Source organism: Rhizobium laguerreae, from assembly GCF_002008165.1.
GTDB classification, from domain to species: Bacteria; Pseudomonadota; Alphaproteobacteria; order Rhizobiales; family Rhizobiaceae; genus Rhizobium; species Rhizobium laguerreae.
The window spans coordinates 348610-374517 of sequence record NZ_MRDM01000030.1 but is presented as its reverse complement, the minus strand read 5'-3'; the positions used below and the strand labels follow the sequence as shown (position 1 = coordinate 374517).

Below are 25908 nucleotides of genomic sequence, written 5' to 3'. Positions count from 1 at the left end.
CATGGCCGAACCAAACACCCAAGACACAAGCGCTCCAGCGCCCGAACCCAGTCGTCTGTCGAAAGGGATTGCGGATTTCTTCAGCTCTCCTGCAGCCGCGATCGCCTTCCTCACGCTGGTGATCATCTGTTGCCTGGCGCTGTTCGCGCCATGGATCTCTCCGCAAAACCCCTATGATTTGATGCAGCTCGACATCATGGACGGACGGCTGCCGCCGGGGTCCGAATCCATGACCGGGCTTGTCTATCACCTCGGTACCGACAGCCAGGGCCGCGATATTCTGTCCGGCATCCTCTATGGCCTGCGCACCTCGTTGCTGGTGGGCGTTCTGTCGGCTTTCGCTGCTGCCATCATCGGAACCTCGGCCGGACTGTTCGCCGCTTACATGGGAGGTCGCACGGAAACCGCGATGATGCGGCTCGTCGACCTTCAGCTCTCGTTTCCGACCATATTGATGGCGCTCATGATGCTCGCTGTGCTCGGCAAGGGCGTGCCCAATGTCGTGATCGCACTGATCATCGCCGAGTGGGCGACCTATGCCCGCACCGTCCGCGGCACCGCTCTGGTCGAGCGCGAGAAGGAGTATATCGAGGCGGCCCGGATGCTGCGCCTGCCCGGATGGCGCATCCTCTTCAGGCACCTGCTGCCGAACTGTCTTGCGCCGGTCATCGTCATCGCCACCATGCAGATCGCCAGGGCAATTGGCCTCGAAGCAACCTTGTCCTTCCTCGGCCTCGGTGCATCGGTGACCGAACCATCGCTCGGCATGCTGATCTCGACGGGCTACCAGTATCTTCTGACGGGCCTCTACTGGATCAGCTTCTTTCCCGGCATTGCCCTTCTGGTCACGATCGCGGCGATCAATCTCGTCGGCGACCGGCTGCGCGATGTCCTCAACCCGAGGAACATGTCATGACCCCATTGCTGCAAGTGAGCAATCTCGTCACCGAATTCGGCGGCGGCAGGGGACGGCCCAGCCTTTGCGCCGTCAATGATGTGTCATTCACGGTGGAGCGCGGCAAGGTCCTTGGTCTTGTGGGAGAATCCGGATCCGGAAAGTCGGTGACCGGCTTCTCGATCATGCGGCTCCTCGATAAGCCCGGGCGGATTGTCGGCGGCAGCGTCATCTTCGACGGCGCCGACATCGCGAAATATTCGGACGAAGAGATGCGGCAGCTGCGCGGCAAACGGATCGCCATGGTATTCCAGGATCCGATGATGACGCTCAATCCGGTTCTGACGGTCGGCACGCAGATGGTGGAAGCCGTGCAGGCACACGAGCGAGTCTCGAAGGATGCTGCCCGGCAGCGGGCGCGCGATGCTTTGGCGCTGGTCGGAATACCAAGCCCTGAAGAAAGGCTTGCCGCTTATCCGCATCAGTTTTCCGGCGGAATGCGCCAGCGTGTGGCGATTGCCATCGCGCTTCTTCACAAGCCGGACCTTATTATCGCCGATGAACCGACAACGGCGCTGGATGTGACGATCCAGAGCCAGATCATTTCCGAATTCCAGAAGCTCACCGAAGAGGGAAATACGGCGGTGATCTGGATCACCCACGATCTGGCGATCGTCTCAAGATTGGCCGACGAGATCGCCGTCATGTATGCTGGCCGCCTCGTCGAGACCGGACCCGTGGGCAAGGTTCTGACCGATCCTCATCATCCCTACACGGCCGGTCTGATCGCGTCCGTTCCTTCGCAAAACAGACGCGGAGAGCCGCTTCGCCAGATCCGCGGCATGACGCCGGCCATCAACCGCCTCCCACAGGGATGCAGTTTTCGTACGCGCTGTGATCGGGCAACCGACGGCTGTCTGGTCATGCCGGCGCTCGTGCCGGAAGGCGATCGCTCCTTCCGCTGCATTCATCCCGTAACGAAAGAGGTAGCATGATGACGGCGACCGCCGCGCCCCTGATCGAAGCGAGGAACGTGTCGCAGCGCTTCGGAGCCAAGCCCGATCTCGCCGCTAAAATCGCGCTCAAGCTCAAACTGGCCAAACCGGCGCCTGTCGTTCACGCGCTTGATAATGTCAGCCTCAGCATTCGGCCCGGAGAGGTTGTCGGCCTCGTCGGCGAAAGCGGTTGCGGGAAGTCGACGCTCGGCCGCGCCATTGCCGGGATCACCTCGCCGAGCCAGGGCCAGATTCTCTGGAAGGGGATGGATCGAAGCGCCATGTCGAAAGGCGAGCAGCATCAGTTCGGTCTCGCCAGCCAGATGATCTTCCAGAACCCGATGGCGGCTCTCAATCCGCGCATGACCGTCGAGGAGCTTATCTGGGAGGCGCCTCGAACGCATGGGCTTGCCCGCTCGACGGAACGCGACGTCTATGTCGACAGATATTTGATGCTGGCCGGTTTCGACCCGGCCATGAAAAAGCGATACCCGCACCAGTTTTCCGGTGGCCAGCGGCAACGTGTCAATATTGCGCGTGCGCTTGCCGTGCAGCCGAAATTCCTCGTCTGTGACGAAAGCGTCGCCGCACTCGACGTTTCCATCCAGGCCCAGGTGATCAACCTGTTCATGGAACTTCGTGACAAGCTCGACCTGACCTATTTGTTCGTCAGCCATGATCTCGGCGTCGTGGAACATATTTCCGATCGCGTTGCGATCATGTATCTCGGCCGCATCGTCGAAGAGGCGCCCGTCGAGGAGGTTTTCAGGCGGCCCAATCATCCTTACACGAAAGCGCTATTGGCCGAGGTGCCGCGCATCGAATCCGGCAAGCGACAGTTCAAGCCCGTCGATGGCGAACTCCCCAGCCCGATAAACCCGCCAAAAGGCTGTCACTTCCATCCGCGATGCCCGTTTGCGATGGACCGCTGTCATATGGAAGTGCCAGTGAAAAAGGAAATTGCACCGGGGCACCTGTCGGCTTGCCACCTCAACGATGAAGGATCTCAAACGACAGGATGCTGATTGCTTCAGGCCTAAAATCATCCTCCTCTAATGTGCATGAGCACCGCCCGGTCGGGAAACCTTTTTCAACCCGGCCCCTGCTGCAGCGGTGTCCGCCAGGGACGCGTCGCCGAGCGAGATGACGCCGGTAAGGCGTTTGTCACGATTGACGACGGGAAGGCGGCGGACCTGGACCTGCCCCATATTGCGGGTCACGTCGTCGACATCTTCGTCTTCGAAACAATATTTGACATCGCGCGACATGACTTCGCGCACCTTTGCATCGCCCCCTAATCCGCCGGCAAGCCCGCGCACGACGAGATCGCGGTCGGTGATGGTTCCGACGAGCCGGTCGTTGTCGCCGACCGGCAGGAAGCCGATCTGCCTGTCGGCCATGCATCTCGCGATTTCGGCTATCGTCTGGTTAGGGTTGGCGATTTCTACATCGCGCGACATGATCTCTGACACTTTCATGGTCTTTCCTCCTGCCTTTTGCGGTTAGTGGACGTCGAATGTTCCGGTGAGAGTCGTTTCCGAAACGATGTGGTTGCGGCTCCTGTCACTCTCTTGAGGCCCTAATGGCGCATATCCGGATCCGGCCAGAGCGCCTGGACTTCTGCCGGCAGTCCGTGGCGCACTTTCCGCACCTCGCCCGGATCGATGTAGTGGGAAAGCACACGGAAAACCGACCGCACGGCCTCCTTCGCGTCTACCGGATGCGTCGATGAAAGCTCGTGGTTCACCTGCTCCAGGAACTCATCCAGGGAACGGGAGCGGACGGGTTGATTGGAAGGATCGTATCGATCGTAATAGGCGCCGCGCACAAGGAGCGGCAGCTGAGCCGACAGATGCGCAGCCAGATCGATCGGCAGACGATCTCTCAACGTATGAAGAACCGCGCCAAGCACATGCCAGGCGAGCTGCCGATCAGGTCCCTGGTCGGCCATCAGATCGTCGAGCCATATATTTGTGGTTTGCAGGGTCTTATCGAAGACGGCGACACCCGAAGCGCTCATGGCTCACCTCCATGATGATGGTTCGAATCTGTTGAACCATTGAGGGAGATGAAAGTTCCGGAAGCCATCGTTAAATGCTCCGGCCGCATCGTCAGGAATCCGACGTGCCCTCCTCCTCCACGAATATCCCCCAAGCGGCGATGAAGAGAGCGGCTATCAACGGGCCGATCACGAAACCATTGATGCCTACGAGAGAGATGCCGCCAATGGTGGAAATGAGGACGACATAGTCGGGAAGCTTGGTCTCCCTGCCGACCAAGGATGGCCTCAGAAGATTATCGACAAGACCGATGACGAGGGCGCCGACCGCAACCAGCACAATCGCCTTCATCCAAAAGCCGGCCAGGGCCAGGTAAATGGCCGTGGGCACCCAGATCAATGCGGCGCCGACCGCAGGCAGCAGCGACAGGAAGCTCATCAGTACGCCCCACAGAAGGGCTGGCTCGACGCCGAGGGCCCAAAAGGCGATGCCGCCGATCGAACCCTGGATGATGGCGATGATAATATTGCCTCGCACGGTCGCGTGAACGACCGAAGTGAATTTGGAAGTGAAGCGAAGGGTATGGGCATCGCTGAGAGGCAGCGCTCTTCTGATGGCGCGGGCAACGGCGCGCCCATCCCGGAACATGAAGAACAGGAGATAGAGCATCACGCCGAAGGTGACGAAGAACCGCAGGGTGTTCTGACCGAGGCTTAAGGCGCGTCCGGCAAAAAAACCGCCGCCCTGCATCAATGCCGAGGAAACGCGATCCTGTAACGTATCGACGCCGTTCAGCTCGATGCTCCGGAGCCAGTCGCGGAGGAACAAGGGCAATGCTTCCTGCAGATTATGAATAAAGCTCCGGACGTCGATCTCGCCAGTGTCCATACGTTGGTAGAGATGGTTGCCCTGCTGGACGAGTGAACTGAGGACGATCAGCCCGGGAATGATAACGACGCAGAGACAGATCAACACAGAGAGCGCTGCAGCAAGGTTTCCGCGCCCACCCAGCCGAGCCTCGATACGGGCGTGAAGCGGGAAGAAGATGATAGCGAGGACGACTGCCCAGAATATCGCCGAATAGAACGGTAGCACGACGGCGACGAACGCTATGGTCACGAGGACCAGAAGCACATAGAAACTGACACGCTGAAGGAGCATTCGATCTTTCCGCTTCGAGACCGCGATGATGGTAGCACAGATAAGGCGGCAACGCTGGGCCTCCCTTCCATCCTACACTAACGGTTCATTGCCGTAGGCGCCGTCCCCCAACCGGCCGGAACTTCTTCTTCGGATTTTAGTTATGCGGTTCATGTTAGTGAAGCCACTCCAGCCGACGCTCGGAACAACAATTCACGTTGAAGATCAGGATGTTCACATCCTTGACGGTGGCAACTCACATGGCATCCCAGTCCTCCTCCTGCATGGCTGCGGCAGCCTTGCGCAGGAAATTTTGCTTCCCTTCGACAACAGCGATTTCCGGATCATTGCACCCGACCGGCCTGGCTATGGACGGAGCACGCCGCTTGCACCGGCTGAGCGCGGACCTGAGGGACAGTCCTTCTGGCTTGAACGCCTTCTCGCGTCTCTTGATCTGCCGGAGGTGAGGATCGTCGCGCACTCGATCGGCAGCGCAGCGGCGTTACACCTTGCTGCAAGAAGACCAGACCTCGTCAGCGGAATTTTTCTCATGTCCCCGTGTTGCGCCCCTGTGCCATCGAAGCCATTGATCGTGCTTAGATCGGCGGTCGCTCCGGTGGTCGGGCCGTTGATCCGCCAGCACGTCATCGGTCGGTGGCCAGCATTCTTTCTGGATCGAGGTCTGAGGTCGTCCTCTTTTCCCAATCCCCTGCCTTCTCATCTCTCGGGCCTGCCGGCCTCTCACGTGGTCAATCCCATTACCATCCGCACGATGGCCGACGAGTTGCGCGCCTTCAACCGAGACATGGAGCGCCTTCCAGATCTGCCTGGCGATCTTCCCCTGCACGTTCTCTTCGGGGTGGCGGACCGCGTGATTTCACCGCACTGGCATATTGATTGGCTTTGCAGGAAGCATCCGAGGCCGATCGTCAGATTGCTGGAAGGTGTCGGGCACTTGCCCCATCATGTGGTCCCTGGCGTGGCGCGAGAGATGCTTTGTGCTCTTGTGGAGGCATTCGAAGAAGCGGAACTGCCGCGTGTGAGGAGCATCGGCTCGCAGGCGGTTGCGGAAGAGTACATGCCGATCTTCAGAGGAGATGAATGCCCGGCTCCTTAACTCGAAGCGCCGCGGCATTCCAGAGTAACGATGGGCAATACCAGACACAGGAGGACTGTGACCCGATCTCCGCCTTTGGGGAGGAGATGATTTTTCTGTTGTGGCAAATGAAAAATCTGATTTACTGACGCTTCGCTGCTTGGCTTTAAGGGGGATATTGCCGATGCCGTGGACTCGCAGAAATATTGTGCTGGGTGGTTTGGCGTTACTTGGCGCCGGTGCAATCCGGAAACCCGCATTTGCCGCGGCGTCTTCCTATTTCGACGGCACCGCTGTCGACAATGGCGTGACGTTCCGAAGGACCAACTTCGCCAAGATCGACAAACAGTGGCACCGCCAGGTTGTCAAATATTTCAGCAGCGAGCCGATCGGCACCGTCGTCGTCGACACGAGGCACCATTTTCTCTACGTGATCATGGAGAACAAGACGGCCATTCGCTACGGCGTCGGCGTCGGTCGCGAGGGCTTCAAATGGTTTGGCCGCGCGACGATCGACAGCAAATCGCTGTGGCCGCGCTGGACGCCGCCGCCGGAGATGCGCAAGCGCCATCCGGAACTGCCCGAATTCGTGGCGGGAGGCTCACCGAAAAACCCACTCGGGCCACGCGCCATGTACCTGCATCGCGACGGCGTCGATACCGGCTATCGCTTCCACGGCACGCTGGAGCCCTGGAGCATCGGCAAGGATGCCTCCAGCGGCTGTATCCGTATGTTTAACGAAGACGCCATCGATCTTTACCAGCGTTGCCCCATCGGCACTGCGGTGCAGGTCCTGCCGCATATCGCAGACCAGGCTGAAAGCGCCACTCAGGTCAGCCAGACAACCCCGGTCGAATAAGGAATATCACCTTGATCTCTATTGCGACCGGATTTACGAGGCGCCTTCTCGCCGCGACAATGCTCTTGGCGCTTGCCGCCTGCTCCACCACCGAACTCGCCTCGCTCGAAGAACCTGCGGCGGTGCCAATGACCGGCCAGACGAACGATCCGGCGCCTGGTTTCGAAAACGTCGCGGCTGGCAGCGAGCAAGATTTTATCCTGAATGTCGGCCGACGGATCTATTTTACGCAGGACTCCGCCAAGCTCGATTCCGTCGCCATGGCGACGTTGGACAAACAAGCCAGCTGGCTCAACAACAACCCGACCTGGATGCTCAAGCTACAGGGATTCGCCGACGATTCAGGGTCTGCGTCTAATATGGAGACGCTGTCGCAGAAGCGTGCCGACGCGGCAATGGCTTATCTTATCTCAAAGGGCGTGGACGCAAAGCGGATGTGGGCCAAGGGTTACGGGAACGAGCGCGAAGTCCGCGATTGCACGGAGCGCTCCTGCAAAGTGCAGAACCGGCGCGTCGTCTCCAATCTTCGCAAGCAGCCCGACGCTGTCTGATCTCTTCGCGAATGCCCCTTGTGCAAAAGGGGATGAAGCCACGTAATTCGCGGCAAGACGACGTCGCTTAGGGGCATTTGCGGGGGATGCGGCGAAGCCATTATGGTGGTCCGTCGGACAAAGGGCCGGCCACCAAGCCGGCCCTCCTTGCATGCAACTCAATTCAGGATCGCGCTACCGGAGCCGAGGCTCCCGAGCGGAGCTTGTCAAGAAGCTTCGAGAGCACACGCTTTCCTGCGTCCTTTGCACTTGCCCCGCGGCGTTTCCTGATTTCGACCGTGAACGGCTTTTTCCGGGACTTCATCGAGAAGCGCTCCTTAAGCCACCTGGCGCTCTGCTTCGATCTGAAGAGGCGCCTGCTGAAAGGAGCCGTCTCCAATGGCGATTTTGCGCGGCTTCATGGCTTCCGGCACCTCACGCTTCAGCGCGATCGAGAGAATACCGTTCGTCAGGGAGGCATTCTCGACCCTGACGTGGTCCGCGAGTTCGAAGCGACGTTCAAACGCGCGCCCGGCAATGCCGCGATGCAGATATTCGCCATCCTTCCCTTCGGCCTTCTGGCCTTTCACCACGAGCACGTTCCGCTCCTGGGTGATCTCGAGATCGGCCTCGGCGAAACCGGCGACTGCCATCTGGATACGATAGTCGTCTTCGCTCGTCTTGACGATGTCATAGGGCGGCCAGGTCTCGATCGCCTGCAGCCGCTGCGCATTGTTCAAGAGGTTGAAGACCCGGTCGAAGCCGATGCTGGACCGGTAAAGGGGTGCGAAGTCAAGTTCGTTTCTCATAGCCATATCCTCCGTAAAGCAACATGGAATGGAGACGCGTCCAAAACGCGTCCCCGGTCTGATCGACCCGCCTTTGCGCTGTCGACGAAAATGATCTGGTTTCGCGCGTTTTTCGATTCAAGAGGACATCAAAAAATTTTTTGGCCGAGGCTCAAGGTCGGCTGTAAGCCTCTTGAATGCTGTTTTCCTTCACCTAAATCGAATGGTGCCTGAAGATGTTCTTCACTTGTGTGGAAATTTTTGGGAGAAGTTCATGACCGGCAAAAGCACCAGCACGACGCCTCCGGATGGCGTTATCGAGGCGATCTCCGCCTCGCACATTCTTCATCCCCATCACCATTTCACCTCTCCGAACGAAGTTCTCGCCGCCGACATCTCTGCGCAGGAGAAGAGAGCGATCCTGGCGTCGTGGGCTTCGGATCTCTATGCGATTGAGTCCGTTCCGGCTCTACGGCAGCCGCCTGGCGTACCGTCGCCGGTGCGTTATGCCGACATCCTCGCCGCGCTCAAAGCCCTTGATGGCGAAGGACCACCTCGGGAAAGGACTGCGACGCGCGCTTCCCTGACGTCCAAGGCCCAAGCCGGTTGAAATTCAGTTGAGAGATCGGCGCGCCCGAAATTGCCCTGTCGAGCGCGCACTTCGTCGGTCGAATAGGCGGAATAGTCGAGGCGGCGAGCTATCCGAAGAGGGTGGCCGCTGCGTATGCAGGCGGCAACAGGGTGTCGAGCGGTGACGGCAGATCGATGATGAACCTGATATCCGCGGCATTTGCCGCAACGACCAGCTGGTAGCCGCCGGGCTCGGCGCGGAAGGCGCCGGCCTCAACGTCGAAATAAGCAAGATCACGCGGCAGGATCTTCATCACGGCTGTCCCTGTTTCACCGGGCAGCAGCGAATGCTTTGCGAAGGCGCGCAGTTCCTTGTCCGGCCGCTCCACCTTGGACTTTGGCGAACGCACATAGAGCTGGACCAGTTCCGAGCCGGCCCGGTCGCCGATATTGGTCAGATCGACGCTGACGGTCACGCCTTCGGCCCCCATGTCGCTGGCCGACAGGCGCGGCTTGCCCCAGCTGAAGCGCGTATATCCGAGGCCGAAACCGAAGGGGAAGAGCGGCTCGATAGCGCGTGTATCGTGATGACGATAGCCGACGAATACACCTTCGGCATAGCGCACATGCCCATCCTTACCCGGATAGACGGCTGGATCGCCTGTTATTGCGGAATTGTCGGCAAGCGCCTTCGGGAATGTCTGCGGCAGGCGTCCGCCGGGCTCGACATCGCCGAAGAGGACATCAGCGACGGCATTGCCCAGCTCTTGTCCGGGATACCAGATCTGCAGCACGGCACGAACCTTGCCGAGCCAAGGCATTTCCACCGGGCCGCCGGTCTGCAGCACGACCACGGTGTTGGCGTTGACGGCCGCAACCCGCTCGATCAGTTCCTCCTGCCGGCCGGGAAGTCGCATGTCGGGCAGGTCCAAGCCCTCGGTATCCCATTCGCCATCGCGGCCGACAAAGAGAAGCGTCACGTCGGCATTCAGTGCCGTCTCGACGGCTTGCCGCATATCGGCCTCGCCCAAGGGCTTTTCGACGCCGAAACGAATGGCGGTAAGGTTGATCCCCTCCCCGGTCGCCACCGGCGTGTCATACTCGACGGTGACGGTATGGGCCTTGCCCGCATCGAGCGCCACCGTGCCGCGTTGTTCGTCATTGGCGGTGCCGAAATAGTTTTCGCCGCGTGTCCAGCCGTCATGGCCGTCGACCGCGAGCCTGTCATTGACGAAGAGCCGCGCCAGTCCGGCATTGGTCATGCCGAAGAGGTGATCGCCGCTTTCCTCCGGCACGAATTGCATCGTCATCCGCGCCGAGAAATCTGCGGGGTCGAGTTCGCCTGACGGCAACTCGAACCAGAAGAACTCGCCCTTGTCGACGGTCTCGACATGAAGCGGATCGCCCTGGCACCCACGCCCCTTGAAATATTCGACGGTGATCTTTCCCTTGAACACCTCGGTCAGGCGGTTATGGCGGCAGCCGACGGCGTGGCTGACGCTGTTGGCATTGGAAAGGGCGGCTCGAATGCCGTCGAGCGGGCTGACTGTATAATGGGCGGCGATCTGCGCGCTGCCGCCGCCCATGACGCGCGCGCTCGCGGCGTTGGGTCCGATGACGGCGATCCGGTCGAGCGACGTCTTGGCAAGCGGCAGGATGCTGTCGTTCTTGAGCAGGACTGCGCCTTCGGCGCCGAGACGCCGGATCAGCGCCCGGTCTTCCGGCAGGTCGACCGCCTGCTCCGTAAGGTCAGGCTTCTTCTCGAACGCGCCGACCCGCTCGAGAAGCAGCAGGATCCGCCGTGCCGCCGCCCGCACGGTCGCCGCCTCGACCTTGCCCTCACGCACGGCCGCAACCAGCTTCTCGCCGCGATCACGCGCCGGGCCAGGCATTTCGAGATCAAGACCGGCATTGATCGTCTCGGCCGTCGAATGCGAACCGAACCAGTCGGACATAACGATCCCGTCGAACCCCCATTCCTCGCGCAGCACCTTGGTCAGCAGCCACGCATGCTCGCTCGTATAGGTACCGTTGAGACGGTTATAGGAAGACATGACGGCCATTACGCCGGCGCGCCTGACAGCCTGCTCGAAGGGCGGAAAGTAGATTTCGCGCAACGTCCGCTCGTCGATATCGGAGGACATGGTCTGCCGCTCGATCTCGGATTCATTGCCGGCGAAATGCTTGATCGTCGCGGCGATCCCCTGGCTCTGCACGCCCTTGATATAGGCGACGGCGAGTTCCGCGGTCAGCATCGGATCCTCGGAATAACACTCGAAATTCCGCCCGTTGAGGCCGGAACGATGGATATTCACCGTGGGGGCGAGCAGCACGGCGGCACCCTTGCTCTTTGCCTGCTGGGCAAGAGCCACGCCCATGCGCTCGACGAGATCGGGATTCCAGGTGGCGCCGAGCGCAATGGCGACAGGAAAGCAGGTCGCCTTGACGCCGCCGACCAGCGAACCCGCGCCGCGAGCCCCATTCGGCCCGTCCGTCACCTTGATCTTCGGCACATTAAGACGCTCGACGGGAACGGTCGTCCAGAAATCGGCGCCTGATAGCAGCGAGACCTGCTCCTCGAGCGTCATCTTGTCGAGAATGGAATCGATCATGCAAACCTCTCCTTCAATGGAATTCGGGCATTGCGAAGTGCTGGGCGAGCATGCTTGATGCCAGTTCATCCGGCGGCGACGCCAACTTCTCCACGCGCCATGCAGTTCTTAAACCTACCGATTACTCGGTATTTTTAAGATGTCAACTGTCGAGTTGTGATGTATGGATGGAGGACGGAAGAAAGAGGCAGGCGGAAGAGACGATGGCAGAGGTTTCGGAATCGAATACCGGACAGGACGAAAAGCGACGGCGCCGATCTCGCAAGGGCGAAGCACGCCGCACGGAGATCCTGTCGGCTGCGATGCAACGTTTTGCCGAAGACGGCTACCAGAATTCGGCTATCGGCGATGTGGCTCGCGACGTCGGCCTGTCGCTGCCGGGCCTGCTGCACCATTTTCCGACCAAGGTCGATCTCCTGCTTGCCATTCTGGACAAGCGCGATCTCGAATGTGAAAGCTTCATCGGGCCCTATCGTTCCGATCTCCGCGGCCTGCTCAAGGGCATGGTCGAGGTCTTCCGCCGCAACGCCGAAATGTTTGAGGTCGTCAGGGCCTTCGCCATACTGAACGCCGAGAGCCTGATGAAGGATCACCCGGCCAAGGCATGGTTTCTCGATCGTGCCACCCAGCTGCAGAACGACATCGCCGCCACCTTCGAACTGGCCGTCGCCGATGGCTCGATCGACCGCAAGATTAATGGCAAGGCGATGGCGGCTGAACTGATCGCAGTGATGGATGGCCTTCAGATGCTCTGGCTGCGCGATCCCACCCGCTTCGACATGGTCGGCGGGTTGGAAGCTTATGTCGGCCGCCTGCTGGCGAGCCTTGGTTTAGAGGGCTGAGCTTGGCTGAGCGCCGTGGATCATTCCGCGGCACCGAAACGAAGGGCCATCTGCCAAGACATGTCGTCAGCCATTTCGCAGCTTCCAGGTCCGGATTTCGAACGGCATAATGTCGGCAGGTCCCTTCCGCTCCATCGGCTCTTCGAGAATGTTCAGCGGCTGTGATGCTGCCCATCCGGAAGGTAGGTCGAGGGCGAGCCTGCCGCGCCGGCCGGCCGGTTCGTAAAGACGCAGGATGAGGCCGTCGCCCTCTTCCGCCGGTTTCAGGCCTGAGAAAGCAACGGGGATGCCGGTGACCGCAAGCGGCGTGAAAGTGCCGGCGGAGAGGCCGCTGGATTCAGCCGAGACGAGCGGTTGGTTGAGATCGATCGCCTCATCGAGAACGCCGCCTTCATGCCAGGCGCCTTCATGCGGCATCAGCGCATAGGTGAAGCTCTGCTCGCCTTCATCGGCCAGTGGATCCGGATAGATCGGCCCGCGCACGAGGCTCATGCCGATCACGTTGCCGCGCGCGCTATGGCCGTATTTGGCATTGTTGAGCAGCGCGACTCCGAAGTCCGGCTCGCTGATATCGACGAAGCGGTGCGCGACGGCCTCGAACATCGCCTGTTCCCAGGACGTATTCGTGTGCGTTGCCCGCTCGACGATGCCGAAGGCGCATTCGAAGGTCGCCTTGCGGGCCTGTGCGGCGACCGGGTTCAGGGTTCGCAGAAGCGTGCGGCGATCATGCCAGTCGATCGTCGTTTCGATGTCGAGCCGCCTGGCGTTGGCCGTCAGCACATAGGTCTGCGTGACGCTCGAATTCCGGTAGCGGTAAACGACGCGGATCGCCGCGCGGTGCGGGCCGTCTTCCACGAGGGTGATGCTATCAGGCGCATCGAGGCGGACGGCCTTTTCGGCATAATCCGCATCGATATCCCAGGCGTCCCAGTTGCGCGGCTTGTCGGCCGGATAGACCCAGAGCTGATTTGCCGAGCCGTCGACCGCCTCCCGGCCTGTGGCCTTGTGAACGAGGCTTGCAACCGCCCCGTCCCTGCCGATGGAGACCGAGAGGTGCTCGTTTTCGAGACGCTCGGCCCCCGCCTTCAGCTCGCCCGCCGGCTTGAGTGAGCCCTTGTCGAAGACTGCGACGGACAAGGGCGCGACGAGATCGGCGGCCGCAATGACCGTGCCGTCAGAGAGTGTCGCGCTGAGCGGCCTCGGCGAAAGCGACGGATTGACGACGACGAGGGCGCCGCCAACGCCGCCCTTCGGCAGCTTGGCCGACAGCGCCTGCAATGACTTTGCCTGCTCGGCCTTGGCATGTTCGATGGCGCCGCCCAGTTCCTGCTCCGCATCCTGATAGACTTCACGGATGCTCGAGCCCGGCAGAATGTCGTGAAACTCGTTCTTCAGAACAACGCGCCAATCCGCTTCGAGGCTTCGGGGCCTGTCTGCTCCGAGCATATGCGCCAGCGAAGCGATGGTTTCGGCGGTGATCAGCGCCCGTTCGGCCTGGCGGTGCTTGCGCTTGACGCCGCTTTGCGACGTCAGCGTGGCGCGGTGCAGTTCGAGATAGATTTCACCATCCCACACCGGAAGGTTCTTTTTCGATGCGGTACGGTGGGCCTGCTCGTAATAGCTTTTGACGGTGCCCCATCGCGCCTGCGGGATAGCCGGGAAATCGCGCAGCTGCACTTCGCGCTCGACCATCTCCGGCGTGACGCCGCCGCCGCCGTCGCCATAGCCGACGGCCAGCAGCGAAGTATCGTGCTGGGTCTTGCCGCGGAAATTCTTCCATGTCGGCACGTAGCAATCGGGTTGCACGAAGCCGTTATAACCCTGCATCGGATTGTCGAACGTGTGGGTCAGCACCTGGCTGCCATCGAGGCCCTTCCACCAGAAGAGATCGGAGGGGATATGGTTGGTCTCGCTCCAGTTGACCTTGATCGTGAAGAAGCTGTCGATGCCGCCCTGTTTCAGGATCTGCGGCAGCGCGCCGGAAAAGCCGAAGCAGTCTGGCAGCCAGCAGACCGTATGGCGGGTGCCGAAGGTCTTTTCGAAATAACGCTGGCCATAGAGAACCTGACGGGCGAGGCTTTCGCCGGTCGGCATGTTGGTGTCGGGCTCCACCCACATGCCGCCGACGGTTTCCCACTTTCCTTCAGTGACCTTCTGCTTGATGCGCTCGAGAAGCTCCGGGTCTTCCTCTTCCATCTGCGCGTAATAATGAGCGGTCGATTGATTGAAACGAAAATCGTCGGAGCGCTCCATCAGCGAGAGCGCCGTATTGAAGGTGCGCCGCATTTTCCGCCGCGTCTCGCGATAGGGCCAAAGCCAGGCGAGATCGATATGCGCATGGCCCGTCAGCAGCAGTTCTCCGTTCGGGGGAAAGCGCTTCTGCAGCTCCTTCAACCGCGCCGTCAGAGCCTCGAAGGCCGTGGCCGCCGAAGCGCTCTGCTCGTCCGTGAGGCCTGCCGGATTAGCCTCGAGCTCCGGCAGTTCCCAGATCTTCTGCTGCATGACGGCGCCGGACGTGCGGGAGATATAGGTGGCCGTATCCGACGGCCAGTCGAGGCTGCGCAACGCATGCTCGGCGGCATCCATCAGATGCGGCACGACTTCATGCTCGCCGAGCGTCTCGATTGCCTCGGCAACCTGCTTCAACAGAAGATGCAGGCGGTGAGCTGGACCATCGAGCCAGATAAATTGGGCCTTGTTGAGCCGTGGAGCGCGATTGGGCTCGCCGAATGGAAACCGGGCGACGGTTTCCGTTGCGATCGAAAAGCGGCGGCCCTTCAGCGGGAATTCCTGATGGTAGGGATCGAGACCGAATGTTTCCGTCTCGCCGTCGGGGTAGCTGAGCGTAATCAGGCTCTCGCCGCCGAGGTCGAGCTGCAGGCGAATATCGTCGAGAGGCCACGCCTCCGGCGCTTCAGCGGTCGCGGCAAAATGCACCACTCCCTGGCGGTGCGGCCAATCCTGGTGATGGCCAATCGGCTCGCCCTCGAAAGTCCAGCCGTCGATCGCAGCACTTTGTCGATCTCGCCAATGCGCCAACTCGGCAATGCGAACTTTCAGACGATCGAGGCGCTGGGCAATGGTCAGAGGCATGGCTTATCCTGTTGAAAAATCGACGGCTGACAATCTTGTCGTCATGCTTTTGGGGTCGTGGTCATTGGTTTGGGGGAGATGAAGATGGCGCGACAAGGATCGCGTTTTGCCGGCCCTCCTCCCAGCGGGTCCTGTCGACGCTTAGATTAAGTAACTTTGATTTCCCGTCAAGCCCGGAAGAACTGAACCGCTCCGGGTTTGCGGTCGTCCCAGCCGTTCTCGATCGGAAGCCGGTGATGGGCCTTCACCGGATAACGAGATCTTGATCGAGGACAATAGTTATCGAAACCCCTGTCGGCCCTATTTGACTGAGAATTGCACTGATATGGCAGATTTCAGGCAGCTGGGGAGGGTGGGATGTTTCAAGTCCGCAAATTATTGACAGCCACGATAGCCGTCATCGTGATTGCCGTATCGTCGTCATCCTGCACGACGGCCTCGAATGATTCGATGCAAACTGGCTCGGTTGGATATAGCAGCGTCGACTATGGGCTCAGACCTGCCTGCCGTGACGGCTTCGGCAACGATCGTCCTTGCAGCTACTAACGACCGATAGAGTGAAGCTCCGATTGCCGTGTCGTTTCGAGGGTCTGTTGACGCATTTTGCGGCATTCGCCCGCCGCGCTTCGTCAGCGCCGTGATGGCCCTGATCCCGATTGATAGGACGTTCAGCCCAAAAAGCGGCTGCTAAGCCCGGCTTTCCCATAGCCCGTGGATGAAGTACACAACCGGAAAGGCTCTAGGAAAGACAGTCATGCGGTATCTTCGGTCAGGGCCGCGTCGGCTTCACACTCAGGAGATGGGCGCCCAGCGCGCCAAAACGGTCGGTCTGCGGTCCGGCGAAATCGCCGATCGAAACATTCGCGTCATTCTGGAAGCCATCCGCCGCCATGGCCCGCTGACGCGTATGGAACTCGGCCGGCATTGCGGCCTGACCGGCCCCGGCATTACCAATATTCTCCGCCGGTTGGCTGACGAAAAGCTTGTCACCTCCAACCGCCGCAACGGCGTTGGCGGAGGGGCCACCGCTACCGAGTTTGCCTTGCGCCCGGAAGGTGCTTTCTCGATCGGCGTCAAGCTTCGCCAAAGGCGTGGTGAGGCCGTGCTCATCGATCTAAGTGGCCAGGTCCACGACCGGGTCTACATCGAGCTGGATCCCGCTGACAAAGTCGGCGTGGTGCATGCGGCGGTCAGGGATATGGTCGATCACCACGCCGCATTGCCGATCATCGGCCTCGGCATCGCCGCCAACGACTGGACAGAGGATCAAAGCGAGCAGATCGCCGCGATGTCGACGATCGCGCGTCCCTATGTCGAGAACGAGTGCACGGCGAGTCTTCTCGCCGAACGCACGATCGGCAGCTCCGGCAGGGAAGGCGGACTTGCGATGATCATCATCGACGACGACGTTCAGGCCGGCTTTCTCATTCGCGGTATTCCCTATTCCGGCGTGCATGGCCGGGCAGGCAGCATCGGCGAAATGCTGACAGGCCCGGACAATGTCCAATTGAACACCGTCGTCGGTTTCGAATCCCTGAGATCACGGATCGGCGACCGGGCATTCACCCGCCTGCTGCAAGGAGAGGAATTCTCCTCGCCGTTACTGTCGCAATGGATACGCGAAGCCGCAGGCCATCTGCTCGACCCGATCATCGCCATGGCCGGTTTTCTCGCCCCGAGCGTCGTCATGATCGGCAGCGACCTGCCGCAGGGCGTGATCGAAGCGCTGATCCATCAGCTTTCGATTGAGCGGCGCGACACCTCGACGAGACCATTGCTGACGCCCTGGATTTCGCCGATGAAACCCGCGAGCTTCAGCGGCGGCGGCGTTGCGCTCGGTGCAGCCCTCCTGCCCTTCCTCAACACGTTGCTGCCGCCGCCGGCTTCGGCCTGATGGCCCAACCAGCCGCTTTGGCGTGACTCAGCCGAGCGCTTCATCGGCGTGGCTGAGATCGGAGGCCAGCGCCTTGTCCAAGACTTTCTGGATATTGGCCGCCCGCCGGAACGAGGGTTCCTGGGTCCTGCCCGCCCGCACGGCCTGGACGAAACGCTGGTAGTTCGTCTCGACCGGATCGAAGGGGACGTCACGCCAGGTCGCCGTGTGGACGTCTTCGCCGAGACAGGCGCGTAGCGTCGATTTTCCGGTGTCGTAGATTATCTCGATCGAGCCGGTTTCGCCATAGACCCTGAGGCGCAGCTGATCCATCTGTCCGGCCGCCGTGCGCGTCGCCTGGATCGTCCCGATCGCTCCGCCGAAGAAATCGACATTCATCGTAAAGCTGTCATTCGCATCGAGATCATACTCGCCGATCTTGTGGCCCGGCGCCTTGTCGAAGGTCTTCAGCCGGGCGAAGACATGAGCAACGTCGAGCCCGGAACCGTATGATGCGAAATCGACGATATGAATTCCGATATCGCCGAGCGCGCCATTGGATCCGTGCTTCTTGCTCAGCCGCCACAGCCATTTGCTTTCGCTCTTCCAGTCGCCCCAGTGACGACCGACCAGCCAGCTTTGCAGGTGGGAGGCCTCGACGTGCCTGATCTCCCCGATTTCGCCGGCGAGCACCATCTGTCGGCCTTTCTGAAGAGCGGGCGAATTGCGATAGGTGAAATTGACCATGCCGACCTTGCCCGATCGCTCGATGGCCTCGGTCATCTCCATGGCCTTGACGGCATCCGTGGCGAGCGGCTTTTCGCAGAAGACATGCTTGCCGGCTGCGATCGCCTGCAGCGTCGTCGGGTGGTGAATGCGGTCCGGCGTGACGTTTGCCACTGCGTCGAACTCGCCCCAGGCGAGAGCATCCTCGAGGGTCGTGAAATGATTGGCGATGCCATGTTCGGTGCAAAAGGCCGCGAGCCTTTCCGGGACAACATCGACGCCGCCCACGACATTGACGCCTTCGATCGCCTTGAAGTTGGCGGCATGCTGGTTGGCCATTCCGCCGGTACCGAGAATGAGTAGACGCATCTTATCCTCCATGGAATTAACTGCCCGCGGCAGCTCAGCCGGGCAAAACCGCACTCGCGCCATCGCAGCCATCCGCGATTGCCTCGTGCTCTTCTTCAGGAAAATTGCGGTGGATGCGCCGCGCGTGCCGCGGGACGCTCCAGCACTTTCACGGCGCATGTTGTTTTCCGGAAATCGATCTCGATTTTCCGGAACTGTGCGCTAGCTGCTGTTGATTGTCGCCAGCATCTCAACCTCCCAGGTCTGGCCTCCAAGCTGTGGCTTGACATCAAATCAAAGTAACTTAATCTAATTAATGCAGCACGGAAATGAGGAGAGGTCAACTGACCGCCAGGCTGTATCCGTTCAAAATGGGGAGGAGACCCATCATGAAGAGCGCCACCGTCAGCGCATTTGCGCTGAGCACCATGTTATTTTCAGCATCCGTTTCATTTGCCCAGGAACTTGCCACGAAAGACAGGATCGGCCTTGCCGATGCGCCGAAATCCCTCGTCGTCCGTCTGACGAACGATAGTCCGAACAATTCGGATCCGGCGATCGCCGAAGGCTATCAGAAGCTGTTCGTCGATTTCATCAAGAAGCATCCGGACTGGAAATTGCAGATGCAATTCATGTCGTCGGACATCGGCACGGAACAGGCCAAGATGCTGGAGCAGGCCAAGGCCGGCAACGCGCCTGACTGCGCTGCTGTCGACTCCTTCGTCCTCTCGCAGTTCATGGTCAATAAAGTTCTTGCGGACTTCACGCCGTATTTTTCGAAGGAGGAAGTGGATGACCTGTTCCCCTTCATCCGCAGCGGCATCACGGATAAGGACCAGACGGTCCGTGCCTGGTGGTGGGATACCGATCTTCGTGTGCTTTACCGCAACAAGTCGATCGTTGCGGATGCGCCGCAGACATGGGACGACCTGAAAACGGCCGCGCTCGCCTCCACTAAGGAAGGCATGGAGGGCGTTCTCTTCAACGGCGGGCGCTGGGAAGGGACGACGTTCGACTGGCTCGCGAATTATTGGGCGCTGGGCGGCAAGCTCGTCGACGACTCAGGCAAGCCAGTGTTCGGCGAAGGCGAGAACAAGGAGAAATTCCTGAAGGCGCTGAATTATTTCAAGGATCTCGTCGATTCCGGTGCAGCGCCGAAGCGCGTCAGCACGATCGCGAATTACGACGATATGAATGCCGCGGCCGCCGCGGCGACGACGGCTCTCTTCATCGGCGGCAACTGGCAATATGCGCAGCTGAAGGCCACGCTCGACGAGGACGAGTTCAACAACTGGACCTTCTCGCCGATCCCCGGCCCCAGCGCCGATCAGCGTTCGACCGGCACCGGTGGCTGGACGATCGCCTCCTTCAGCAAGGACAAGGACAAGATCGAGATGTGCGCCAACCTCGCACGCGAGGTCTATATGGGGCCGGCCAATGCGCTGCAGCAGCAGTTGCCGACCAGGAAGTCGCTGTTCGACAAATATGAGGTCTTCTCCACCGAAGCCAACAAGACCTTCGCCGCGGCTCTGGTCGATGGACAGGCACGCCCGGGTGTGCCGATCTATCCTGAAATCTCCAACCAGATCCAGATCATGATGGGCGACGTGCTCTCGGGGACCAAAAAGCCGGAAGACGCCTTGAATGCCGCCTTCAATGCGGCGCTGGAGGCCTACAAGCGTCTCTAGTGCTTCCGACCGTGACGGCGCCTGCCCGCCAGGCGCCGTCGACATTGCGAAACCCCGCACAGAGAAGCCAATGAGCCCCATTGCCATCGAGGCTGACAGCCCGCCTCAAAGCAGAACGTTCATGCGCCGTTTCGCCGGTGCGCCCCTGCCCTGGATCATGCCTGTGATCGTCGTCATCGGCATCTTCTATCTTTACCCCGTCATCGACGTTTTCAGGCTTTCATTCACCAATGCCACGCTGATCGGCGACAATCAGGATTATACGCTGGGGTCGATCACCAATGCGCTGAGTTCGCCGCAGCTGCCCGACATTTTGTGGGCGACCCTGATCTTCGTCGGCGGCAGCGTCATCGGTCAGCAGATCCTGGGCCTTGCGGTGGCCGTCGTGGTCATCCGCGGCGAAAAGCGCGGCCTGTTCGGCACCACCATTCTGAGGACAACGGCGCTGGTTGCGTGGGTCGTTCCCGGAATTGCCGGCGGCATCATCTGGCAGATGCTCTTTTCCGAAGCGCCTTATGGTGCGCTGAACAGCATACTGCGGTTGATGCACATGCCTGTTGTCGCCTGGCTCTCGGACCCTGCTATTGCGCCGTGGTCCACCCTGATCTCCAACATATGGCGCGGCACTGCATTTTCGATGGTCGTCATGTATGCGGCGCTGAAGTCGATCGATCCCTCGCTCTATGAAGCGGCCGAGGTCGACGGTGCGACGGCATCACAGCAGTTTTTCTTCGTGACGCTTCCCCAGCTGCGCGCGGCGATCCTCGTCAACATGATCCTCATCACGATCCAGACGGTGAATACTTTCGATGCGATCATCACCCTGACGGGCGGCGGTCCGGGGCGTGCGACCGAGGTTATCTCGCTCTACGTGTTCAATATCGTCTTTAGAAACTACGACCTGTCCGGCGGCAGCGTGCTCTCCGTGCTCATGCTGATCATCAGCCTCGGGCTAGCCTTTATCTATGCGTCGTTCCTGCCGAAGGAGGAAGAGCAATGAGTGGACGGACCGGAACGCGGCTCGGCGATGCCATGAGCTATCTGTTCATGCTGGTGATGTTCGTGTTCTTCGCCGGCCCCCTCACCTATCTCCTGTCGATGGCGATGCGCGACAAGCGTGAGATCTATCGCGGCGCGGCGCGGTATATTCCCAACAACCCCACCATCGACAATTTCATCACCGTTTTGAACAACAGCTATTTCCCGATCTATCTCTGGAACGGCCTCAAGCTTGCCGCCCTCAGCGGACTGGGCGTCCTGATCGTCGCACTGCCCGCGGCTTACGCCTTTTCCCGCTTTCAGTTCCGGGGCAAGGGCCTGTCGATGATGGGGCTGCTGCTTTTCCAGATGATCTCGCCGCTCGTCATCATGGTGCCGCTCTACCGCTACATGAACCGCCTCGGCTTGCTGGATACGCATTTTGCCGTCGTCATGGTCTATATCGCCCTTGGCGTTCCGCTGGCGACCTGGCTCTTGAAGAGCTCGGTCGACGGCATCCCGCGCAGCCTCGACGAAGCGGCGATGATCGATGGCTGCAATCGATTTTCGGTCTTCTGGCGTATCATTCTGCCATTATCGGCGCCGGGCATCGCCTCCGTCTTCATCATCACGGTGATTGCCGGCTGGTCGCAATTTCTGGTGCCTTTTCTGTTGCTCACGAAAAATGATCTGATGCCGATCGGCGTCGGCATCTTTAATTTCCGCGGCATGCAAACCGACTCATCCATCCAGCTGCTTGCCGCCGCCTGCCTGATCGCGGTCGTTCCGGCGATCGTCGCCTTCCTGTCGCTCCAGCGGTTGATCCTCGGTGCGATGACCAGCGGCGCGGTCAAGGGATGACGAGTGGTTCAAGCTATGCGCAAGGAAGGATTTCGGGCATGAACCAGACACTCGGCGCCAGGCTCTCCCCGGATCTGACCGGCGCCAATGTCGAAGATGCCGGTGAGCACAACAGGGCTGTCGTCCTGCGCTGCATTCATCGCCAGGCGCCGATTTCGCGAGCTGAAATCGCCAGGAGGACGGGTTTTACCAAACCGGCGATCGCCCGGATCGTCGATCGCCTGCTGGACGAGGGCCTGATCATGGAAGCCCGCCGGCGGCATGGGCTGAGAGGTCAGCCGGCGATCGAACTCGAAATCAATCCGGATGCCTGTTTTGCCATCGGCATCAACATCGATCGCGACCATCTGACGATCCTGGCCGTCGATGCCGTCGGCAATGTCCGCGCCCGCGTGCATCACGAGAAACGCTTCATCCTGCCGGCGGAATTCCTGCAGCTCACCGCCGATGCGATTTCGCATTTCCAGCGCAGCCGGCTCATCGACGACGCGCGCCTCGCCGGCATCGGTCTGGCGATGCCGGATTGGCTTGGCGAAATTTCGCTCCTCGGCAAGCCCGAGGCTTATCAGGAATGGACGGAATTCGATGTGCGCGCCGCACTGGAGAACCTGACACAGCATCCCGTCTTCATCGAAAACGAAGCCAATGCCGCAGCCCTTGCCGAACTCGATTATGGACTGGGTGCTGAAAGCAGCAGCTTCTTCTACATCGCCATCAATCCATGCCCGGGCGGCGGCCTCGTGCTCGACGGCAACGGTCATCGTGGCGCCATGGGCCTCAGCGGCGAAATCGGCTGGCTTCCGATTGCCGATGGCGGGGGCGGGAAGGCCCAGAAGGTCCAGCTTCTCGGCGAGATATTCTCGTTGTTCTTCCTTTATGATTTCCTCGCGCGGCACGGCGTCGAGGTGAGTGTTCCCCACGATCTCCTGACGTTGGATGCGCATGGCAGGCGCCTTGTGTCGCAATGGCTGAAGGAAATGAGCGCGCATCTGGCTGTCGCCGTCAAGCATATCGGCATGGTCGTCGACCCCGACGCCGTCCTCGTCGGCGGCAGATTGCCGATCCGCATCGTCGACGAATTGCTGCGCTATGTGCACGAGCATCTCGATGCCGAGGACACCAACCTTCCCTCGCTTCATCGCGCCTCGCTCGGAGAGGATGCCTCTGCCATGGGGGCGGCGGTCATGCCGATGGCGGCAGCCCTCATGCTCGCATCGGCGGACGCTGCGCAACGCACACGTTCGCCACTCAAGAACATGGATCGCCTGAACGGTTGAAACGGCCGCAAGGCCCACGGATTTTGGTGAAGGAGGATTTTGGTGAAGATCGGCTTTTACACTTCGACATTCAACGATCGCCCTCTGGAAGAAGTGGTGGATTTCGCAGCATCGGCCGGTTTCAACTCCATCGAGATCGATGTCGGCGGTCATATCAAGACGCCCGATCGGGTGGAGGCCGCCGTCGCGCTCGCACGCAGCCGCGACCTCTTCGTGTCGTCGATCACCTATTTCGGCAATCAGCTCGATGCCGACCGGGCAAAGCGTGAGGCACTTCGGGCGAAGACCGCCGAATTTGCCGACGCGATCGGGCGAGCAGGTGTCCCGATCTTCGTGATTTTCCCGGGCCGGGACGACACAGCAAGCGACGAAGCCAATTATGATGACTTCGCCGATTTCGCCAACGGGCTGATCCAAGAGACGCAGCCCTATGGCCTGACCTTCGCAATCGAGAACTGGCCGGGTCCGAAGGACAATTTCATCGGGACGACGCCGAAAGGATGGCAGGAGCTTTTTCAAAGGATCGAGAACCCCCGCTTCGGCTTGGAATTCGATCCCTCGCACCTCATCCGCATCGGCGTCGATCCCTATCAGGCGATGGAGGCGGTGAAGGATCGCATCGCCATCCTGCATGCCAAGGACACGGCAATCGATCCGGAGAACCTGCAGGCTGTCGGCTATCATGGCAAGGGCTGGTGGCAATACAAGCTGCCAGGGCTCGGCCTCATCGATTGGCCGAGGTTTCTGCGCCAGGCCCGCGGGGCTGGTTTCGACGGCACGCTGTCGATCGAACACGAGGATGCCGCCTATGGCTGGCCGGGCAAGGACTTAGCCGCGCGCAAGGACGGCGAGCGCCTCGGCCTCGATTATTTGAGAAATGTCCTGAGCGGACTTTGACAGCGATTTCGGGAGGACGGCAATGGCTCATGTTTCGGTCAACAATGCGCGCAAGGATTACGGCGCGTTCAAAGCCATCAAAGGCGTATCCGTCGACATCGGCGACGGCGAGTTCGTCGTTCTGGTCGGCCCTTCGGGCTGCGGCAAATCCACGCTTTTGAGGATGATTGCCGGCCTTGAGGGCATCACCTCGGGGCAGATCCAGATCGGCAAGCATATCGTCAACGAGCTTGCCCCCAAGGACCGGGACATCGCCATGGTGTTTCAGAACTATGCGCTCTACCCGCATATGACCGTTGCCAAGAACATGGGCTTTTCGCTGCGGCTGAAACGGATGCCGAGGACGGAGATCGATCAGCGGGTCGGCAACGCCGCGAAGATCCTCGGTCTCGAAACTCTCCTAGAGAGATATCCCAAGCAACTGTCGGGTGGCCAGAGACAGCGTGTGGCGATGGGGCGGGCGATCGTGCGCGACCCGGCCGTCTTCCTCTTCGACGAGCCCCTGTCGAACCTCGACGCCAAGCTCAGGGTGCAGATGCGCTCGGAGATCAAGGAACTGCATCAACGGCTGCAGACGACGACCATCTATGTCACCCATGACCAGATCGAAGCCATGACCATGGCCGACAAGATCGTCGTCATGAAGGACGGCCTGATCGAGCAGTCGGGTTCTCCGCTGGAATTGTACGATCGTCCGAACAATCTTTTCGTCGCCGGTTTCATCGGCTCACCGGCGATGAATTTCATCAGCGGCAGCATGACGGAAGACGGGTTTCGAACCGCCGACGGCCTGCTCCTGCCGAGCGACCGGCATCCGCCTGCAGCAGTGACCTACGGTATTCGACCCGAGCATATCCGGTTGGACCCGGGCGGCATCGAGGTCACGACGGTGGTCGTCGAGCCGACGGGCTCGGAAACGCTGGTCATCGTCCGGCTGGGGACACAGACGCTGACCTGCGTCTTCAGGGAACGGATCAGGGCAGCCCCCGGCGAGGTGCTGAGGATCGCGCCGATCCACGATACCGTCCACCTGTTTGGCGCGGACGAGCAGCGGATCACATCAGGCGAAATCCCGTTGAACTGACCCGGCCGATTGCCCCTCCCCTTCGGTCGGCGCCGGCCGGGGGCGCGTTTTCCGCGCCCCCGATGCGGCCAAGTTCAGAGAGCGACTCCGTCGAGCTTTAAATGACGGTTACGCTACGCAAGACCGCGCAATGACTGCAAGCGAGACGCTAATGTCATCCCGCTCTAGCTGGCGGCGTTCCTTTTGCCGAGGAGGGCTGCGCGGATCTGTTCGCTTTTGCTCAACAGGGGAGCGGGGATCGGTGCTGTCTGCTCGGGCGCGTCTGTCTTACCGGTGGTCTGCTTGAGGCTCAGAAAGCGTTTTTGCGCGACCAGCCGGTCTTCGGACGACAGTGGTTCGACAGGTTCACCGTCAAGACTATGGCGCATGGAATCGGGTTGGGCGCTGGCGAAATAGTAGCGCCGGCAGTGGACATAGGCCGCGGTCGCTCGCCTGAGCGTCGTGACGCCGGCATCGGGCTTCAGGAGCGGACGGAGTTCGTTGAAAAGGCCGACGGCAAAAGGAAGGACGGGATCTCCCGCCTTGGCCGGAAGGACGCCGACCGGCCGGATCAACAGCACATTGATCGCGTTTGCCTTCTCCACGTCGAGCTCGGTTGCCGCAATCGGTCCGCGGCTGATCTTCCAGGGCTTGTCCATGAGTCCTCCATGTAACGTCCATAGCGATCGACTGTGATGGTATCTTGACGGACAGGGCGAGTAACGGAAGTCGCACATCGTCGGTTCCACTGCAAGCAGGTGAGATGTGGAACAGGAG

Annotated in this window: 24 protein-coding genes; 16 read left to right on the top strand and 8 right to left on the bottom strand. The window is 60.5% G+C overall.

Annotated elements, in window-relative coordinates; all coding sequences use genetic code 11:
• Position 1: 1 nt before the first annotated feature.
• Genes BS630_RS31715 through BS630_RS31705 form a run of 3 tightly spaced genes read left to right on the top strand, consistent with a single transcriptional unit; the run spans position 2 to position 2915 of the window.
• Entirely contained in the window at positions 2-916 is a 915-nt protein-coding gene (locus BS630_RS31715) for an ABC transporter permease (RefSeq protein WP_077980600.1), read from the top strand.
• A complete protein-coding gene (locus BS630_RS31710) occupies positions 913-1890 on the top strand; it encodes an ABC transporter ATP-binding protein (protein ID WP_077980599.1) in 978 nt (325 codons plus the stop codon). Before BS630_RS31715 ends, BS630_RS31710 begins: the two co-directional genes overlap by 4 nt.
• Complete coding sequence (locus tag BS630_RS31705) at positions 1890-2915, top strand: ABC transporter ATP-binding protein (RefSeq protein WP_077980753.1); 1026 nt, start codon at positions 1890-1892, stop codon at positions 2913-2915. The genes BS630_RS31710 and BS630_RS31705 overlap by 1 nt, the downstream gene beginning before the upstream one ends.
• Before the next feature lie 27 nt (positions 2916-2942).
• On the opposite strand, the gene BS630_RS31700 is transcribed toward BS630_RS31705, so the two are convergent.
• From BS630_RS31700 to BS630_RS31690, 3 genes are all read right to left on the bottom strand, one after another.
• A complete protein-coding gene (locus BS630_RS31700) occupies positions 2943-3368 on the bottom strand; it encodes a CBS domain-containing protein (RefSeq protein WP_027664465.1) in 426 nt (141 codons plus the stop codon).
• A gap of 101 nt (positions 3369-3469) precedes the next feature.
• Positions 3470-3910, bottom strand: coding sequence for a DUF2267 domain-containing protein (locus BS630_RS31695; protein ID WP_077980598.1), 441 nt, complete (start codon positions 3908-3910; stop codon positions 3470-3472).
• 91 nt (positions 3911-4001) lie between these two features.
• Positions 4002-5051, bottom strand: coding sequence for an AI-2E family transporter (locus tag BS630_RS31690; protein ID WP_077980597.1), 1050 nt, complete (start codon positions 5049-5051; stop codon positions 4002-4004).
• Between the two features lie 142 nt (positions 5052-5193).
• Between BS630_RS31690 and BS630_RS31685 the strand changes: the two genes are divergently transcribed.
• The 3 genes from BS630_RS31685 to BS630_RS31675 all read left to right on the top strand — a co-directional run bounded on the left by BS630_RS31685 (position 5194) and on the right by BS630_RS31675 (position 7536).
• Positions 5194-6147, top strand: a complete 954-nt coding sequence (locus BS630_RS31685) for an alpha/beta fold hydrolase (RefSeq protein ID WP_077980596.1) — start codon at positions 5194-5196, stop codon at positions 6145-6147.
• Between the two features lie 163 nt (positions 6148-6310).
• Positions 6311-6985 (top strand): L,D-transpeptidase, encoded by a 675-nt coding sequence (locus BS630_RS31680; RefSeq protein ID WP_077980595.1) that lies wholly within the window; start codon positions 6311-6313, stop codon positions 6983-6985.
• Positions 6986-6999: 14 nt separating this feature from the next.
• A complete protein-coding gene (locus BS630_RS31675; RefSeq protein WP_025396922.1) occupies positions 7000-7536 on the top strand; it encodes an OmpA family protein in 537 nt (178 codons plus the stop codon).
• A gap of 317 nt (positions 7537-7853) precedes the next feature.
• On the opposite strand, the gene BS630_RS31670 is transcribed toward BS630_RS31675, so the two are convergent.
• Positions 7854-8324, bottom strand: coding sequence for an Hsp20 family protein (locus BS630_RS31670; protein ID WP_025396923.1), 471 nt, complete (start codon positions 8322-8324; stop codon positions 7854-7856).
• A 253-nt stretch (positions 8325-8577) separates the two neighbouring features.
• Here BS630_RS31670 and BS630_RS31665 point away from each other — a divergent pair, with 253 nt between their 5' ends.
• Positions 8578-8913, top strand: coding sequence for a hypothetical protein (locus BS630_RS31665; protein WP_077980594.1), 336 nt, complete (start codon positions 8578-8580; stop codon positions 8911-8913).
• A gap of 88 nt (positions 8914-9001) precedes the next feature.
• On the opposite strand, the gene BS630_RS31660 is transcribed toward BS630_RS31665, so the two are convergent.
• Entirely contained in the window at positions 9002-11485 is a 2484-nt protein-coding gene (locus tag BS630_RS31660) for a glycoside hydrolase family 3 C-terminal domain-containing protein (RefSeq protein ID WP_077980593.1), read from the bottom strand.
• A 203-nt stretch (positions 11486-11688) separates the two neighbouring features.
• Between BS630_RS31660 and BS630_RS31655 the strand changes: the two genes are divergently transcribed.
• Positions 11689-12327 carry a TetR/AcrR family transcriptional regulator gene (locus BS630_RS31655; RefSeq protein ID WP_077980592.1) on the top strand — a complete coding sequence of 213 codons (639 nt, stop codon included), beginning with the start codon at positions 11689-11691 and terminating at the stop codon, positions 12325-12327.
• Positions 12328-12393: 66 nt separating this feature from the next.
• On the opposite strand, the gene BS630_RS31650 is transcribed toward BS630_RS31655, so the two are convergent.
• Positions 12394-15420, bottom strand: a complete 3027-nt coding sequence (locus BS630_RS31650) for an alpha-mannosidase (protein ID WP_077980591.1) — start codon at positions 15418-15420, stop codon at positions 12394-12396.
• A gap of 357 nt (positions 15421-15777) precedes the next feature.
• Here BS630_RS31650 and BS630_RS38325 point away from each other — a divergent pair, with 357 nt between their 5' ends.
• Together BS630_RS38325 and BS630_RS31640 are read left to right on the top strand one after the other, a co-directional pair.
• Complete coding sequence (locus BS630_RS38325) at positions 15778-15966, top strand: hypothetical protein (protein WP_025396930.1); 189 nt, start codon at positions 15778-15780, stop codon at positions 15964-15966.
• Between the two features lie 208 nt (positions 15967-16174).
• The gene (locus BS630_RS31640) at positions 16175-17314 is read left to right on the top strand and encodes an ROK family transcriptional regulator (protein WP_077980590.1); all 1140 of its coding nucleotides are present in this window, start codon (positions 16175-16177) and stop codon (positions 17312-17314) included.
• 27 nt (positions 17315-17341) lie between these two features.
• Here BS630_RS31640 and BS630_RS31635 read toward each other — a convergent pair whose 3' ends face one another.
• Positions 17342-18388, bottom strand: a complete 1047-nt coding sequence (locus tag BS630_RS31635) for a Gfo/Idh/MocA family protein (protein WP_077980589.1) — start codon at positions 18386-18388, stop codon at positions 17342-17344.
• Between the two features lie 368 nt (positions 18389-18756).
• Between BS630_RS31635 and BS630_RS31630 the strand changes: the two genes are divergently transcribed.
• From BS630_RS31630 to BS630_RS31605, 6 genes are all read left to right on the top strand, one after another.
• Positions 18757-20055 carry a type 2 periplasmic-binding domain-containing protein gene (locus tag BS630_RS31630; protein WP_027664475.1) on the top strand — a complete coding sequence of 433 codons (1299 nt, stop codon included), beginning with the start codon at positions 18757-18759 and terminating at the stop codon, positions 20053-20055.
• A gap of 70 nt (positions 20056-20125) precedes the next feature.
• On the top strand, positions 20126-21055 hold the full coding sequence (locus BS630_RS31625) for a carbohydrate ABC transporter permease (protein WP_003550501.1): 930 nt from the start codon (positions 20126-20128) through the stop codon (positions 21053-21055).
• On the top strand, positions 21052-21894 hold the full coding sequence (locus BS630_RS31620; RefSeq protein ID WP_011649125.1) for a carbohydrate ABC transporter permease: 843 nt from the start codon (positions 21052-21054) through the stop codon (positions 21892-21894). Before BS630_RS31625 ends, BS630_RS31620 begins: the two co-directional genes overlap by 4 nt.
• 38 nt (positions 21895-21932) lie before the next feature.
• Entirely contained in the window at positions 21933-23171 is a 1239-nt protein-coding gene (locus BS630_RS31615; protein WP_077980588.1) for an ROK family transcriptional regulator, read from the top strand.
• 42 nt (positions 23172-23213) lie between these two features.
• Positions 23214-24068: a sugar phosphate isomerase/epimerase family protein gene (locus tag BS630_RS31610; RefSeq protein ID WP_077980587.1), complete on the top strand. Its 855-nt coding sequence runs from the start codon at positions 23214-23216 to the stop codon at positions 24066-24068.
• A 22-nt stretch (positions 24069-24090) separates the two neighbouring features.
• Positions 24091-25152, top strand: a complete 1062-nt coding sequence (locus BS630_RS31605) for an ABC transporter ATP-binding protein (protein WP_077980586.1) — start codon at positions 24091-24093, stop codon at positions 25150-25152.
• Positions 25153-25316: 164 nt separating this feature from the next.
• On the opposite strand, the gene BS630_RS31600 is transcribed toward BS630_RS31605, so the two are convergent.
• Positions 25317-25790 (bottom strand): ProQ/FINO family protein, encoded by a 474-nt coding sequence (locus BS630_RS31600; protein WP_077980585.1) that lies wholly within the window; start codon positions 25788-25790, stop codon positions 25317-25319.
• Between the last annotated feature and the right edge of the window lie 118 nt (positions 25791-25908).

Bases quoted from the DNA above. Each gene is read 5' to 3' on its own strand.
- BS630_RS31715 (WP_077980600.1), top strand. From the start codon at position 2: ATGGCCGAACCAAACACCCAAGACACAAGCGCTCCAGCGCCCGAACCC.
- BS630_RS31710 (WP_077980599.1), top strand. From the start codon at position 913: ATGACCCCATTGCTGCAAGTGAGCAATCTCGTCACCGAATTCGGCGGC.
- BS630_RS31705 (WP_077980753.1), top strand. From the start codon at position 1,890: ATGACGGCGACCGCCGCGCCCCTGATCGAAGCGAGGAACGTGTCGCAG.
- BS630_RS31700 (WP_027664465.1), bottom strand. From the start codon at position 3,368: ATGAAAGTGTCAGAGATCATGTCGCGCGATGTAGAAATCGCCAACCCT.
- BS630_RS31695 (WP_077980598.1), bottom strand. From the start codon at position 3,910: ATGAGCGCTTCGGGTGTCGCCGTCTTCGATAAGACCCTGCAAACCACA.
- BS630_RS31690 (WP_077980597.1), bottom strand. From the start codon at position 5,051: ATGCTCCTTCAGCGTGTCAGTTTCTATGTGCTTCTGGTCCTCGTGACC.
- BS630_RS31685 (WP_077980596.1), top strand. From the start codon at position 5,194: ATGCGGTTCATGTTAGTGAAGCCACTCCAGCCGACGCTCGGAACAACA.
- BS630_RS31680 (WP_077980595.1), top strand. From the start codon at position 6,311: ATGCCGTGGACTCGCAGAAATATTGTGCTGGGTGGTTTGGCGTTACTT.
- BS630_RS31670 (WP_025396923.1), bottom strand. From the start codon at position 8,324: ATGAGAAACGAACTTGACTTCGCACCCCTTTACCGGTCCAGCATCGGC.
- BS630_RS31665 (WP_077980594.1), top strand. From the start codon at position 8,578: ATGACCGGCAAAAGCACCAGCACGACGCCTCCGGATGGCGTTATCGAG.
- BS630_RS31660 (WP_077980593.1), bottom strand. From the start codon at position 11,485: ATGATCGATTCCATTCTCGACAAGATGACGCTCGAGGAGCAGGTCTCG.
- BS630_RS31655 (WP_077980592.1), top strand. From the start codon at position 11,689: ATGGCAGAGGTTTCGGAATCGAATACCGGACAGGACGAAAAGCGACGG.
- BS630_RS31650 (WP_077980591.1), bottom strand. From the start codon at position 15,420: ATGCCTCTGACCATTGCCCAGCGCCTCGATCGTCTGAAAGTTCGCATT.
- BS630_RS38325 (WP_025396930.1), top strand. From the start codon at position 15,778: ATGTTTCAAGTCCGCAAATTATTGACAGCCACGATAGCCGTCATCGTG.
- BS630_RS31640 (WP_077980590.1), top strand. From the start codon at position 16,175: ATGCGGTATCTTCGGTCAGGGCCGCGTCGGCTTCACACTCAGGAGATG.
- BS630_RS31635 (WP_077980589.1), bottom strand. From the start codon at position 18,388: ATGCGTCTACTCATTCTCGGTACCGGCGGAATGGCCAACCAGCATGCC.
- BS630_RS31630 (WP_027664475.1), top strand. From the start codon at position 18,757: ATGAAGAGCGCCACCGTCAGCGCATTTGCGCTGAGCACCATGTTATTT.
- BS630_RS31625 (WP_003550501.1), top strand. From the start codon at position 20,126: ATGAGCCCCATTGCCATCGAGGCTGACAGCCCGCCTCAAAGCAGAACG.
- BS630_RS31620 (WP_011649125.1), top strand. From the start codon at position 21,052: ATGAGTGGACGGACCGGAACGCGGCTCGGCGATGCCATGAGCTATCTG.
- BS630_RS31615 (WP_077980588.1), top strand. From the start codon at position 21,933: ATGAACCAGACACTCGGCGCCAGGCTCTCCCCGGATCTGACCGGCGCC.
- BS630_RS31605 (WP_077980586.1), top strand. From the start codon at position 24,091: ATGGCTCATGTTTCGGTCAACAATGCGCGCAAGGATTACGGCGCGTTC.
- BS630_RS31600 (WP_077980585.1), bottom strand. From the start codon at position 25,790: ATGGACAAGCCCTGGAAGATCAGCCGCGGACCGATTGCGGCAACCGAG.